Origin of the sequence: Nonomuraea sp. 3N208, from assembly GCF_052245935.1 — a bacterium.
GTDB lineage: Bacteria > Actinomycetota > Actinomycetes > Streptosporangiales > Streptosporangiaceae > Nonomuraea.
Genome location: NZ_JBQQBR010000003.1, coordinates 275,461 through 289,124 on the forward strand (window position 1 = coordinate 275,461; position 13,664 = coordinate 289,124).

Below are 13,664 nucleotides of genomic sequence, written 5' to 3' on the forward strand. Positions count from 1 at the left end.
GAGGTTACCGAACTATTCGATGGCGCGTTGATAAGAGCTGAGATGCGCCTCGGCCGAGGCGTCCCACGTGAATTCACGTGCTCTTGCCAGCCCCGCCTCCTGCAACTGCTTTCTCCGTTCTGCGGAGGCGAGCAACTCCCCGAGTGCCGCGGCGATGCTGTCCGCGTCCGGCTCAGTGTAGGCCACCGCGTCCCCGCCCACCTCCGGCAGTGAGGTGCGGTGTGTCGTCAGCACGGGCGCGCCACAGGCCATGGCCTCGAGCACGGGCAGCCCGAACCCCTCGCCCCGCGACGGGAAGGCCACGACGAGCGCCCCGCCGAGGAACCCGGACAGGTCGGGCGCCCCCAGATAGCCGGGCCGCACGACCTTGACCGTGGCCTCGACCTCCCGGCAGGCGGCGTCGACGTCGTTCTCGTGCACGCCGCCGCCGAGCACCAGCGCGGGCGGCTTCTCCAGCCGCTTCACGGCGGCCGCGAACCCGCGAATGAGGTTCGGAACGTTCTTACGCGGATCCAGATTGCCCAGGAACGCCACATACGGCTGGCCGTGCAGCCCACACCGCATCGCGGCCCGGCGGATCTCCTCCTCGCTCGGCGGGTGGAACTGCGCCAGATCGACGCCGTGGTAGGCGACGTCGATGCGGGTGGGGTCGGCGGCCAGCACGCGTACGAGCTCGTCCCGTGTCGCCTTGGACGGCACGATCACGCGTTGCGCATGGCGAACGGCGGTGCGGGTGGCCGAGCGGAAGAACGACGCCCGCGGGCTGTGCTGGTCGGGCTCGGTGAACCAGGTGGCATCGTGCACCGTCACCACGGTCGGCAGGCCCGAGCTGAGCGGGATGGAGTAGTAGGGGGCATGGATGACGTCGGCCCCGGCCTGGCGGGCGAGCAAAGGCAGTCCGGTCTGCTCCCAGGCGAGCCTGGCGGCCCTGTTGGTGATCGCGACGGGTCCGGAAAGCACATCGGCGGAGGGCGCCAGCCGCCGATATCGATCCGCTTCGGCCCGCTGGCATACGACGGCGAGGTCGGCGCCGGCCCGGTGGAGGGCCGCCACGAGCCCGTCCACATATCTGATCAACGCGCCGCGGTCCGCGGGGACGGCCGCCGCATCGACGAGCACACGAGGCATACGTAGATCTTCTCCCCTCAAGATCAACGTGGGACTGGACGTCCCCCTCTAAAGTTCAGCTTATGACCAGCCTCCCCTAAAAGGTGCGTCAAATCACACCGAGTCCCGACGCGCCGCAATTCCCGCCAGGCCAGCGCAGATCAGATCTCCTACGACGATGACAATGCGGGAGGAAAGGGCGACCGCAATGGCGGAGCCGCTGTCAAGTTGGGGGGCCAGCACCGCGACCATGGCGACCTCCCGCACGCCCGCGCCCGCCGGGACCACGAAGGTCATGATGCCCAGGCACCACGACAGCGCGAAGGCACCGACGGCGAACAGCAGGCCGCCCTGCGGGGCGATGAGGTAAAGGTGCACACCATAGGCGGTCCAGCCGGCCAGCGCCCAGCCGAGCGCGGTCAGCATGCCGCGCCGGGTGAGCGGGCGTTCGAGCGGCTCCCGCTTGAGCCGCCGCAGCCCGAAGGCGATCACGGCGTTGATGACCTTGGGCTCGAGCAGGACCAGCAGCAGCGGGATGAGCAGCAGCAACCAGCCGTACCTGTCCCAGCCGAGCGTGCCCAGCGTGACCAGCAGTCCGGTGGCGAGCTGGATGGGCATCATCAGAAAGAACGCCGCCGCGCTGCGTGAGCGCGGCACGCCGAGGTCGCGGCCCATCTCCATCTGGGCGAGCACGGGCCAGACGGCACCGGGGATGTATTTGCCGAGCTGGCCCACGAAGAACACCTTGGCCGCGGGCCTGAGTGGCAGCGGCGAGCCCAGGTCGGCCAGCAGGGTGCGCCACGTGAGCATGGCCCCGAGCAGCGCGCCGACCACGGCGACGAGCGACCCGGCCAGCGCGGCCCAGGACAGCCTGGCGAACCCGGCGATCACGGCGTCCCACTGCGACGCCACGGCCCATCCGCCGAAGCCGAGCGCGACGACAAGGAACCCCAGCCGGAGCACCCTGCGCCCGGTGCGGGGCCGCCGCTCGATTTCCTGACTCACAGTGGGCGAACCCGCTCGGGAGGCTGCGGCAGCGCCGCGCCCACGGGACGCTTCGGGGTCTTGGTGGCCACCCACAGGTACGTCGGCACGACCGGCAGCAGCACCGTGAGCACCGCGCGCGGCATCCTGGCCAGCGCGGCCCGCACCACCTTCCCCGGCAGGCCGGGGAACAGCTCACCACCGGCGAACCGGGTCGGCGTGGCGAGCACGGGGAACGTGTAGTCCCACACGTGGAAGGCCCTGAGCATCCTCCGCAGCCCGCGCCGCGTCCTGAACCGCTCGTAGTAGTGATCGGCCCGCCCGAACGCCCGCACGTACCGATCGGCGAGCGCAGAGGGCAGGTAGGACAGGAAGGGCAGCTTGTAGTGCGGCTCCATCACCCCGAGCCGGTTGCCGAGCCCCAGGTAGAGCACCCCGTCGTCGGAGAGCACCCGGTGCATCTCGGCCACCACCCCGTCCGGGTCGACCACGTGCTCGTAAATGTGGTTGAACACCAGCACGTCGATCGACTTGTCGGGGAACGGCAGCGCCGTGCCGTCGCCGCAGACGAACGCCACCCGCTCGCCGAACCGGTCGGCCGCCTTGCGCAGCCCCGGCACGTCGATGTCGATGCCCAGCGTGTGCCCGGCCCCGGCCTGCGCCAGCTCATCGGCGATGAAGCCGGCCGAGCATCCCACATCGGCCACGGTCAGCCCGCCCAGCGGCCCACGGAAGTGCTCCAGCACAGCGATGATCTTCGCTGCCTTCCGCCGCCGTTTCTCCTCGTCGAGCATGGCGGACTGGAACTCCGAGTATTCGAGCTGCGCGAGCCGTTGCTTCCCCACGGAGCCCCACAGTACCCATCTCACCGCCAACTCGCTTTGGTACGGTGGCCGACCTGGCAGGAGAAGGACGTACGGGGGCAAAGTGGCGCTGTTCGACAAGATTCGCGGCGAATTCATCGACATCGTTGAATGGCTGGACGACAGCCGGGACACTCTGGTCTGGCGTTTCCCCCGCTACGAGAACGAGATCAAGATGGGCGCCCGGCTCGTGGTCCGCGAGTCGCAGATCGCGGTCTTCGTCAACGAGGGCGAGATCGCCGACGCGTTCGCGCCGGGCACGTACACACTGGAGACCCAGAACCTGCCGATCCTGTCCACGCTGAAGGGCTGGAAGTACGGCTTCCACTCGCCGTTCAAGGCCGAGGTGTACTTTGTCAGCACCCGCCAGTTCGCCGACTTCAAGTGGGGCACACAGAACCCGGTCATGGTGCGGGACGCCGAGTTCGGGCCGGTGCGGCTGCGGGCGTTCGGGGCGTACTCGGCCAGGGTCACGGACGCGCGTGCGCTGCTGCGGGAGCTGGCCGGGACCGATCCCCAGTTCCGTGCCGAGGAGGTGGAGGGCTACCTGCGCCAGATGGTGCTGGGCCGGCTCGCCCACGCACTCGGCACGGCCGGCGTGCCGGTGCTCGATCTCGCCGCCAACCAGCACGAGATGGGGCGGCGGCTGGCGGAGGTGCTGACGGCCGACCTGGCCGGGGTCGGGATCGCGATCCCGGCGTTCACGATCGAGAACATCTCGCTGCCTGAAGAGGTGGAGCGGGCGCTCGACAAGCGCTCGCAGATGGGGATCGTCGGCGACCTCGGGGACTACGCTCGGTTCCAGGCCGCGAACGCGCTGGAAAACGCCGGCGGCGCCGCCGAAGGCATGGGCCTGGGCATGGGCATCGCCGCCGGCCAGCACATGGCCGCCTCCCTCACCCCGCAACCCCAGCCCACTCAGCCGGGCCAGCCGCCCGCCGCCCAGTACCCCCAGCCCGGCCAACCACCCACCGCCCAGCATCCCCAGGGACCTCCGCCACTCCCCCAGTGGTACCTCGGCATCGGCGGGGAGCGGCGCGGGCCGTTCGACGAGGCCGCCCTGCCCGCCGCCGGGCTCACCCCGGACGTGCTGGTCTGGAAGGCCGGGATGCCGCAATGGGCGCCCGCCCGTGACGTTCCCGAGCTGGCCGCCTTGCTGCGTGACACGCCGCCGCCGTTGCCGCCCGCCTGAACACGCCCGAGAGGAACCCCCCGTGACTACCCACCCGCAGACGTCGGGCGCCCCGGCGCAGCCGTGCACCGGCTGCGGCGCGAGCGTGGCCTTCGCCCCGGGCACGACAGCCCTCCAGTGCCCGTACTGCGGCCTGCGGCAGAACATCGCCCCGCCCACCCGCCAGGTACGCGAGCACTCCTACGACGCCTTGCCGGCCAAGCCCCGTGTCCACACCCTCGCGCCCCACCAGTTCACCTGCCCGGGCTGCGCCGCCCGCACGGAGAGCGACGCGATCTCCAAGGCGTGCCAGTTCTGCGGCACCGCCCTGGTCGCCGACACGGCGAACGACACCCAGATCGCCCCTGAGGCCGTGCTCCCGTTCGGCCTGGATCGGGGCGGCGCAAGGCACGCCCTGGGCGTCTGGGCGAGGACCCGCTGGTTCGCCCCGAACCGCCTCAAGAAGGTGACCGAGGCGGAGACCATGAAAAGCACCTACCTGCCGCACTGGACGTTCGACGCGCACACGGTCTCGGACTACGTCGGCCAGCGCGGCAAGCACTACTGGGTCACCAAGCGCCATAACGGCAGGAGCCGTCGTGAGAGACGCACCCGCTGGTACCCGGCCAGTGGCCGGGTGACGCGCGCCTTCGACGACGTGCTGGTCGCCGCCACGACGCAGGCGCCCAGGGAACGGCTGGACAAGCTCCAGCCGTGGCCGCTGAAGCAGGCCGTCCCGTTCGACCCGGGCTACGTGGCCGGGCACCACACCCTGCGCTACGACACCGAGCCGCAGACCGGCATGGAGCAGGCCAAGACCGTCATGGCCGGGGTCATCCACGGCGACTGCCGTCGCGACATCGGCGGCGACGAGCAGCGCGTCTTCTCGGTCGACACGGATTACTCGCACGTCACGTTCAAGCTGGTGCTGCTGCCGGTGTGGATCGGAAACTACTTGTACGGCGGCAAGACGTACCAAGTACTGATCAACGGCGTGAACGGAGAGGTCCAGGGCGACCGGCCGTACAGCGCCATCAAGATCGCGCTGGCGGTGCTCGCCGCGTTGGCGCTCGTCGCGCTGGTCGTCTGGCTTTACCAGGTGAACCGCGCGTAGCGTCTGCGACTGATCAGGACAACGCTCTATACCGTTAGGTGCACACGTTCGTCTGCTGCGAGGCCGTGATGGTCCCCTGCTTCACGCTGTCGGGCAGCTCCGTCACCTTGACCGACTCGAAGTCCTCGCCGACGACGAACTGGATCACCGGACCGCTCTTCGGCGCGGCTCCCGCGGCGGCGGTCGCCGGGACATACGCCTGCGCGTTGGTCGTCGGCACCTTGCCCGCCGCCGGAGCCGGCTTGGGCAGGACCGCACCGGCGAGCGTGTCGGCGTAGTCGGGCGCCGTGTCGATCGACCTGGCGTAGTGGATCTCGCTCTTGGCCAGGCTCTGACCGTCCGCGGCCTCGTAGTTGCCCACGCTCACCACGTTGAAGCCCTGCTCGGTGAGCTGGTCGGCGACCTCGCGGGCCTTGCCCACGGTCTTCGTGCCGTTGAGCACCTGGACCTTCACCTGCTGCGGCTTGACGGTGACCTTGGGCTTGGCGCTGGCCGAGGGCGCCGGGAGGGCGACCTCGGTGTCGGTCCTGACCGCGGTGAACAGCTTGGCGGCGTCGGCCGTCCAGACCACGCGGTTCTCGTCCGCGGGGTCCGGCCCCCACGGCACCGTCGTGAGCTTCACGCCGCCCGCCGTCAGCTGCTTGGCGCTCAGCGCGATCTCGATGAGCCGCTCGGTGTCATTGGCCAGCTCGGGGTCCATGGTGACGGAGCTGCCCGCGGCCGCGACGAATTCGCGCAGCTGGCCCGGGTCCGTGAGCAGATCATTGCTGGTGGCCTTGGCGATGACCTTGCTGATGAAGATCTGCTGGCGCTTGATGCGCTGGATGTCGCTGCCGTCACCGTATTTGCGCAGGCGCACGTAGCCGAGCGCCTTCTCGCCGTTGAGCAGGCTCTTGCCCGGCGGCAGGACCAGCTTGGAGGCTTTGTCGTTCACGCCGGACTTCAGGCAGATCTCGATGCCGCCGAGCGCATCCACGATCTTCTTGAAGCCGCTGAAGTCCACCTCGACGAAGTGGTTGATGCGGATGCCGGTGAGGGTTTCGATCGTGGACATCGTGCACGCGATGCCGCCGGCGTTATACGCCGAGTTGATCATGTCGCGGCGCGGGGGCATCTCCTGCTTGGTGGTCTCGTTCTTGCACCGAGGGATCTGCACCATCGAGTCGCGCGGGAAGCTGATCAGCTGTGCCTTGTCCCGGTTGGGCGAGATGTGCATCAAGATGATCGTGTCGGTACGCTTGCCGCCCGCGTCGGCCGTCCTGGCCAACTGCTGTCCGTACTTCGCGTTGCCGTCGCCCGCGCGGGTGTCGGAGCCGACGAGCAGCACGTTGAGCGCGCCCGTGTCTGGGGGACGCGGGTTGATGATGTCTTCCTTGACAGGCTTCTGTGTGATGTTGCCGAAGGCGTCCCGGTACACGGTGTAGGCGGTCAGCGAGCCCGCCACCATGACCGACGTGACGCCGATGCTGATCCAGGCCAGCGCCCGCATCTTGCCCTGGCCGCCCCCGCCACCGCGGTGGCCGCGCGGCGGCCGGTCATCGGGCGGTGGCGGTGGCGCGGCCGCCGCCGCCCTGCGCGCCATCCTGCTGCCCGGCTGGGTGGGGGCGGTCCTGCGATCCTGTGCCGGGTCGGCTACCGGCACGCTCCTGTAGTCACTCATACGCCCCCTAGCCTCGTCCCTCGCGCTCCTGCGCAGGCTTTGGTCGTTCCGCGCCACGAGAGTAGGTCACGTTCCGCGTGTCCGGTGCGACGACTGCCGGAAACGACCGTGACCCGGGCGTGATGTTTCCGCGGGCAAGCATACTCAGAGCCGGACATGAGGTGGAATATCATTCGCTGAACTCTTTCTGGCTTCCTGACTGATTTCGCAGGTCAGGCCTGATGCTCAGGGCCGCGGCAAGACAGGCCAGAGGTACGGCCGGCAACACGTACCGATAGTCGAACTCCGCCGCGGCGGCCGGTGTGATCAGCAGCACAATGGCCACTGACCAAGGCACCGGCCAGGACGGAGCTCCCGCGAGGCGCCCTGAGCGCCTACGGGCGATCGCCACTACCGGAGGCACCAGGAGGACCCCCAGGAGCAGCGGGCCGGGCAGCCGCGCCATGCTCTGGTAGGCCCTCAGCCATCCGGCGTAGGGCTCGACGATCTCCGTGCCGATCGCACCTTGCTCATAGAGCTTGGCATACTCCGCACCGACCTGCGCGGGATAGCGGCCAGGTGGTCCCGGTGGCGTCACGGGAAACTGGTAGTAGGCGTAGATCTCCGGGTCCGGATAGACCGGGCGGTCCCACCGGAACGAGCGGCCGAGCTCGGTCAGCACGGAGGCGGCGTAGTCGAGCGGCTGCTTGACGATCGCCAGCGTCGCGAACCTGGCCGCCAGGTCGTCGGTCTCCTTCGTGAACGTGATGCCCGGCAGCTGCACCAAAGGCGCGTCCTTGGCCCAGATGTACTCCTGGGACGGCGGGCGCTGCCCGGGCGGGCGCGGGTCGCACAGGACCTTCAGGTCCGGCGGCGGGTCCATCCTGGCGCAGTCGGCGAACGACATCGTCCGGGCGTACAGGAAGGCGCCGTTCGCGCCGATGAGGCCGACCCGCTGGTAAGTGGCGTAGAACCAGGCGCCGTAGGCCACGATCGGCACCATGGCCGCCGCGAGCAGCACACCGGCGTGCCCGATCCGCCTGCGCAGCACGAACCAGGCCGCGAACACCACGATGAGCGGCTGGCCGACGGTCCTGGTCAGCGTGGCGGCGGCGAGGAGCAGCCCGATGGCGGCGACCGTGCTCGTCTTTTGCGTCGTGCACAGCGCCACGGCGGACACGACCAGGAACATGAACAACGTGTCGGACACCAGCAGGTGCTCCAGCTCGACCTGGTACGCGTCGAGCAGCACGGGCACCGTGGCCAGCGTCGCCGCCCACCTGGGGGCTCTTCTGGCAACCCGGTAGATCAGCACGCCGGTGGCCAGGCCGAGCAGATGCTGCGCCACCGCCACCGCGGCGAAGGAGTGGAACGGCTCCAGCAGCTTGATGAACATCGAGTAGCCGGCCGGTCGCACCAGGTCGGGGCGCGGTTTGAAGACCGTGACGATGTAGGTGTAGGAGTCGGGGAACCACAGGGCCGGGCGGTAGCCCAGCATGGCCAGGGCGCGCAGCAGCGTGCCGAGGGCGAGCACCACGAGGAACCACCGGTGCCGCCGCGCCACACAGGCCCAACGGCCGCTCAGCGCCGGCTCGGCCGCGCGAACCACCGACGTCACCCGCCCATCCTCCCGCTTCTCGGCACGTCGCGTACGCTACCGGCCGTCACACGACGCCCGCGCCATGAGCGGCCGCCGTGTGATGTTGCACACGGGGACTGGGTACGCTCGCTCTCCGATGGAACTCGATCGACCCGGCCGGGTGCTCGCCGCGCTCTCGGTGGCGCCCGCGCTCGCCGTGGCGGGCTGGCTGCTGGCCGGGCTGCCGCTGCTGCTGCTCGGCCGGTTCACGCCGCTGCCCACGCTGCTGCTCGGCGTGCCCGCCGCCGCCCTGTTGTGCTGGGCGGGGACCCGGCAGGCAGGCAAGGTGGTCGAGGCCACGGTGTGGCAGGTCGCCGGGGTGGTGGCGGTCGCGGCGGCGTCGGCCGTGTTCAACCTGGTCATGCACAGCGAGCAGTTGATCGTCAGGCGGGACCCGGCCACCTACGCGCAGTACGCCGCCTGGATCGCCGGCCACGGCGCGCTGCCCATATCCGTCCAGCCGGAGGCGTTCGGCGGGGCCGATCCTTCGCTGGTCTTCAAGAGTGTCGGGTTCTACGACGTGGACGGTGGGCTGGCGCCGCAGTTCATGCCGGGTGCGCCGATGATGTTCGCGCCCGGCCACTGGCTCGGCGTGCCGTTCGCGGTGCCGGCCGTGCTGGGCGGGCTGGCCGTGCTCACGGTGGCCGGGGTGGCGGCGCGGCTGGCCGGGGCCCGGTGGGCGGTGCTCGCGGCATTGACGTTCGCGATGAGCATGCCGATCCTCTACACCTCGCGGACCACGTTCAGCGAGATCCCGTCGCTGATCCTGCTGTTCGGCGGGCTGGCGCTGGCGCACGATGCGCTCGACCGGCCCGGGTGGGGCCGCGGGTCGCTGGCGGGGCTGGTGTTCGGGCTGGCCGTGCTGGTCAGGGTCGACGGGCTGCGTGACGTGCTGCCGGTGCTCGCGTTCGCGGGGCTGCTGATCGCGATGCGGCGGAGCTCGCGCTTCGCGAGCTCCGCCAGGCCGCAGGGGGCGCTGGGGCTGCCGCTTGCGGCCGGGCTGGTAGCGGGGGCCGGGCTCGCGATGCTGGCGGCGTACCTGCTTGCCCGGCCGTACTTGTCGTATCTGTCCGGCTCGCTCAGGCCACTGCTGTTCATCTGCGGTGGGGTCCTCCTGCTCACCTTGGCCGGCACCGCCGCCGCGCCGGTGCTGGCCAGGATCCGGCTGCCCGGGTGGGCGCCCGCGGCAGGGGCAGGGCTGGTGGTGCTGGTCATGGCCGCGCTGTACGCGCGCCCGTGGTTCCAGACCGTGACCCGCGCCCCGGTCACGCCCGAGGACAGGCGTACCTACGCGATGATCCAGTCGATCCAGCGGGCCAACGGCGTGCCCGTGGACGGCCGGCGGCTCTACTTCGAAGACTCCCTGCACTGGGTGGTCTGGTACGTCGGCCTCCCCGTGGTGGTGCTGGCCACGATCGCGGCGGCCGTGCTCGTCCGCAGGCTGCTGCGCGACGGCGCCCCCTTTGACTGGCTGCTGCCGCTCGCGGTCATCGGCTGGACCACGGTCACCACGCTGCTCCGGCCCGAGATCACCCCCGATCATCCGTGGGCCGCGCGCCGCCTGGTGCCCATCGTGATCCCGGGGCTGATCCTGCTCGCCACGTACGCGCTGAGCCGCCTGCGCACCAGGCGCTGGTGGGTGACGGCGGCGGCCGTCCTGGTCGTGCTCGTGCCGCCCGCAGTGACCTCGATCGGCACCGCGTTCACACCGGTCGAGCGGGGGGAGGCGGCGGCCGTGGCGGCGATGTGCGCCAAGCTCCCGCCCGACGCGTCCGTGCTGATCGTGGAGCGGGTCACCGGCGACCGGTTCCTCCAGCTCGTCCGCGGGATGTGCGATCGCCCGGCGGCGGAGGTGAAGAGGGCCGGGGCCGAGACGGCGCCCGAGGCCGAGGTGCGCCGCCTGATCGAGCGGGTTCGCGCGGCCGGTCGTGTCCCGGTCGTGCTGGCCGCCACGGACGGGCAGGTCGCGCCGTACGGGTCGGCCGACCACGTGATGGCGCTGGTCACGCTCCAGGACGAGCGTTCGCTCATCGACGCCCCGAACGGGACGTGGTCAATGGAGATCAACGTATGGATGGCCGTGGCTCGGTGAAGAGATCGGGCTGATGTGGACCTGGCCTTAAGGTGGGCAGAGTAACCTCGAGCCCCGTGAGCACGCCTGAGACCCCCAAGAGTGGACCTGCCGTGGAAGAAGCGCCCTACGTCACCATCGTCCTGCCCTGCTACAACGAGCAGGATCACGTCATCGACGAAGTCGAGCGCATCACGAAGGCCATGGACTCGAGCGGCTACACGTATGAGCTCCTGGCCGTCGACGACTGCTCCACCGACCTGACGCTGGCCAGGTTGCAGGAGGCCGCGCCGAGCTATCCGCACCTGCGCGTGCGCGCCTTCCACCGCAACGGCGGCTCTGGCACCGTGCGGCGCATCGGGTCGCAGGAGGCCAAGGGCCAGATCGTGGTCTGGACCGACGCCGACATGACCTACCCCAACGAGCGCATCCCCGAGCTGGTGCAGATCCTGGAGAAGGACCCGACGATCGACCAGGTGGTCGGCGCGCGCACCACCGAGGAGGGCTCGCACAAGCTGCTGCGGGTGCCCGCCAAGTTCGTGATCCGCAAGGTCGCGGAGATGCTGGCCGGTCAGAAGATCCCCGACCTCAACTCGGGGCTGCGAGCCTTCCGCAAGTCGGTGGCCAAGCCCTATCTGCGGCTGCTGCCTCCCGGGTTCTCGTGTGTGACGACGATCACGCTGTCGTTCCTGTCCAACCAGCACGACATCTATTACCTGCCGATCGACTACGCCAAGCGGGCCGGCAAGTCGAAGTTCAGCTTCGTGTCCGACGCCTACCGCTACATCCTGCAGGTGCTGCGGATGATCATGTACTTCAACCCGCTCAAGGTGCTCATGCCGCCCGCGTTGTGGCTGGTCGGCATCGGGTTCGTGAAGGGTGTCTGGGACATGGTCCAGCACCCGTTCTACTTCCCGGCCAACACCGTCATGATCTTCCTGTCCGGGATGCTGATCGGGTCCGTGGCGCTGCTGGCCGACCTGATCGTACGCTCGCGGGGAGAGTAGGCGCGTGCGGATCGCGATCGTCGGGCCGACCTATCCGTACAAAGGCGGCGGGGCGCAGCACACCACCGAGCTGGCGCACCGGCTGTCGGCGCTCGGGCACGACGTGGTGATCGAGTCGTGGCGGGCGCAGTATCCGTCGTTCCTCTATCCGGGGCAGCAGACGATCTCCGCGCCTGAGGGCACGCCCTATCCGAAGACCGTACGCAGGCTGGACTGGCGGCGGCCGGACGGGTGGGTGGCCGCCGGACGGCGGCTGCGGTCGGCCGACCTGGTGGTGCTGGCCGTGCTGAGCCCGGTGCAGGTCCCGGCCTACATGGGGATCTTGTACGGGATTTCCCGAAAAGTCAGGACAATTGCCCTCTGTCATAACGTCCTTCCGCACGAGCGGAAGGCCTACGACGAGCCGCTCATGAAGGCCCTGCTCAAGCGGGTCGACGGTGTGCTGACCCATTCCGAGCAGCAGGCCGGGCTGGCCGGTGGGTTGACGGACAAGCCGGTCAGCGTGGCGGCGCTGCCCCCGCACCTGCCGTCCACCACCGCCGAACGCTCCTCGCAGGTGCACCGCCGGCTGCTGTTCTTCGGCATGGTCCGCCCGTACAAGGGGCTGGACCTGTTGCTCAGGGCGTTGCCGGAGGGGATCTCGCTGACCGTGGCGGGCGAGTTCTGGGGCGGGCTCGACGAGACGAAGGCGCTGATCGACCAGCTGGGCATCGGCGAGCGGGTGGAGCTGCGGCCCGGCTACGTGGCCGCCGACGACGTGCCCAGGCTGTTCGCCGCGGCCGACGCGCTCGTGCTGCCCTACCGGAACGCGACCGCCAGCCAGAACGTCTGGCTCGCCCACGAGCACGGCGTCCCGGTGATCGCCACCCGCGTGGGCGCGCTGGCCGACCACGTCACCGACGGCGTGGACGGGCTGCTCCTCGAGCCGGGTGACGCCGGCGCGCTGCGGGAGGCGATCGAGCGGTTCTACGCCTCTGGGGAGCCCGAGAGGTTGCGGTCGGGGGTCAAGGCGGTCGATCCCGAGCCGTTCTGGTCCGCGTACGCGGGGACGCTGCTGGGGACCTGACGGCCGACCAGGAAGGAGATGCCTGCGGCCGTCGCATCCGCCAGCGTGAACGCCAGCCGCGACACGATCGCCACCGCCAGCGCGGGCGCGGTGCCGATGACCGGTCCGAGCACGAGCACCAGCGCACCTTCCCTGATCCCGACGCCGGCCGGCACCACGACGGTGAGGATGCCGGTCGCCCAGGCGAACGCGTAGGCCCCAGTCGCGATGACGTAGAGGTCCGCGCGGCCGCCCAGCAGCCAGATGTGCACGCCGTAGACGAACCAGCCGAGCGTGGTCCACGCCACCGCGACGATCACCGTCCGGCCGGGCAGCACGCTCTCCAGCGGCTCCTTACGAGCGATGCGGAGCGCCAGGTTGAGCCCCCAGGTGAGGACCTTGGGGTGCAGGCACACGGCGATCACCGGCACGAGCAGCGCCAGATACCAGGCCTGCCGTACCGCGTCCAGCGTCCAGAGCGTGGCCGCCGCGATCGAGACCGCCACCCCGATGTTGATCACCAGGCCGAGCGAGATCGTCGCGAACGTGCGCCGCGGCGGGCTGCCGTGGTCCCGGCCCAGGTCCATCATCGCCGCGTACGCCCACACGGCGCCCGGGATGTACTTGCCCAGCTGGCCCACGAACATGATCCGCCCGGCGATCCGCAACGGCACCCGCGTGCCGAGCCCCGCCAGGATCTCCCGCCAGGCCACCAGCATGAAGAACTGGCCGAGTAGCACCGCGGCGAACGCCCCGAGCACCGCCCACGGCGACATCGCGGCCACGGCGCCGGTGGTCTCCTCCCAGTTCCGTGCCAGGCCGTACCCGAGGAACCCGACCGCGATCAGGGCGAGGACGATGCGCAGCAGCCGACGGAGCATTGGCTCAGGCTATAGACCGTTGTGCTGATTTGCTATGTGACCTGGGTGAGGGTGTGTCGCGGATCCCCCGTGTGGCGTCCTTGGCGTCGAGGTTCGAGTGGTCGTGTGGCGGGAGGCACAGACGCTCCAAGTTCCCTGTGTAA

At 70.0% G+C, this 13,664-nt stretch carries 11 protein-coding genes; 5 read left to right on the plus strand and 6 right to left on the minus strand.

Features of this window, described 5'->3' with window-relative positions; genetic code table 11:
* Window positions 1-12: 12 nt before the first annotated feature.
* From ACTWPT_RS05730 to ACTWPT_RS05740, 3 genes are all read right to left on the minus strand, one after another.
* Complete coding sequence (locus ACTWPT_RS05730) at window positions 13-1,128, minus strand: glycosyltransferase family 4 protein (RefSeq protein WP_443176174.1); 1,116 nt, start codon at window positions 1,126-1,128, stop codon at window positions 13-15.
* Window positions 1,129-1,221: 93 nt separating this feature from the next.
* Complete coding sequence (locus ACTWPT_RS05735) at window positions 1,222-2,112, minus strand: lysylphosphatidylglycerol synthase domain-containing protein (protein ID WP_443176175.1); 891 nt, start codon at window positions 2,110-2,112, stop codon at window positions 1,222-1,224.
* On the minus strand, window positions 2,109-2,936 hold the full coding sequence (locus tag ACTWPT_RS05740; RefSeq protein ID WP_443176176.1) for a methyltransferase domain-containing protein: 828 nt from the start codon (window positions 2,934-2,936) through the stop codon (window positions 2,109-2,111). The genes ACTWPT_RS05735 and ACTWPT_RS05740 overlap by 4 nt, the downstream gene beginning before the upstream one ends.
* Before the next feature lie 82 nt (window positions 2,937-3,018).
* Here ACTWPT_RS05740 and ACTWPT_RS05745 point away from each other — a divergent pair, with 82 nt between their 5' ends.
* Window positions 3,019-4,146: an SPFH domain-containing protein gene (locus ACTWPT_RS05745; RefSeq protein WP_443176177.1), complete on the plus strand. Its 1,128-nt coding sequence runs from the start codon at window positions 3,019-3,021 to the stop codon at window positions 4,144-4,146.
* Window positions 4,147-4,168: 22 nt separating this feature from the next.
* On the plus strand, window positions 4,169-5,239 hold the full coding sequence (locus ACTWPT_RS05750) for a hypothetical protein (RefSeq protein ID WP_443176178.1): 1,071 nt from the start codon (window positions 4,169-4,171) through the stop codon (window positions 5,237-5,239).
* A gap of 34 nt (window positions 5,240-5,273) precedes the next feature.
* On the opposite strand, the gene ACTWPT_RS05755 is transcribed toward ACTWPT_RS05750, so the two are convergent.
* Together ACTWPT_RS05755 and ACTWPT_RS05760 are read right to left on the minus strand one after the other, a co-directional pair.
* The gene (locus ACTWPT_RS05755) at window positions 5,274-6,899 is read right to left on the minus strand and encodes an LCP family protein (RefSeq protein ID WP_443176179.1); all 1,626 of its coding nucleotides are present in this window, start codon (window positions 6,897-6,899) and stop codon (window positions 5,274-5,276) included.
* Between the two features lie 169 nt (window positions 6,900-7,068).
* Window positions 7,069-8,496, minus strand: coding sequence for a hypothetical protein (locus ACTWPT_RS05760; protein ID WP_443176180.1), 1,428 nt, complete (start codon window positions 8,494-8,496; stop codon window positions 7,069-7,071).
* A 118-nt stretch (window positions 8,497-8,614) separates the two neighbouring features.
* On the opposite strand from ACTWPT_RS05760, the gene ACTWPT_RS05765 reads away from it, so the two are divergent.
* From ACTWPT_RS05765 to ACTWPT_RS05775, 3 genes are read left to right on the plus strand one after another with little or no spacing between them, the layout of a single operon-like run.
* Window positions 8,615-10,609 carry an ArnT family glycosyltransferase gene (locus tag ACTWPT_RS05765; RefSeq protein ID WP_443176181.1) on the plus strand — a complete coding sequence of 665 codons (1,995 nt, stop codon included), beginning with the start codon at window positions 8,615-8,617 and terminating at the stop codon, window positions 10,607-10,609.
* Between the two features lie 56 nt (window positions 10,610-10,665).
* The gene (locus tag ACTWPT_RS05770) at window positions 10,666-11,595 is read left to right on the plus strand and encodes a glycosyltransferase family 2 protein (protein WP_443176182.1); all 930 of its coding nucleotides are present in this window, start codon (window positions 10,666-10,668) and stop codon (window positions 11,593-11,595) included.
* Between the two features lie 4 nt (window positions 11,596-11,599).
* On the plus strand, window positions 11,600-12,661 hold the full coding sequence (locus tag ACTWPT_RS05775) for a glycosyltransferase family 4 protein (protein WP_443176183.1): 1,062 nt from the start codon (window positions 11,600-11,602) through the stop codon (window positions 12,659-12,661).
* Here the strand turns inward: ACTWPT_RS05775 and ACTWPT_RS05780 are convergent.
* Complete coding sequence (locus tag ACTWPT_RS05780; RefSeq protein WP_443176184.1) at window positions 12,562-13,521, minus strand: lysylphosphatidylglycerol synthase transmembrane domain-containing protein; 960 nt, start codon at window positions 13,519-13,521, stop codon at window positions 12,562-12,564. The two genes, ACTWPT_RS05775 and ACTWPT_RS05780, sit on opposite strands and share 100 nt — an antisense overlap.
* Between the last annotated feature and the right edge of the window lie 143 nt (window positions 13,522-13,664).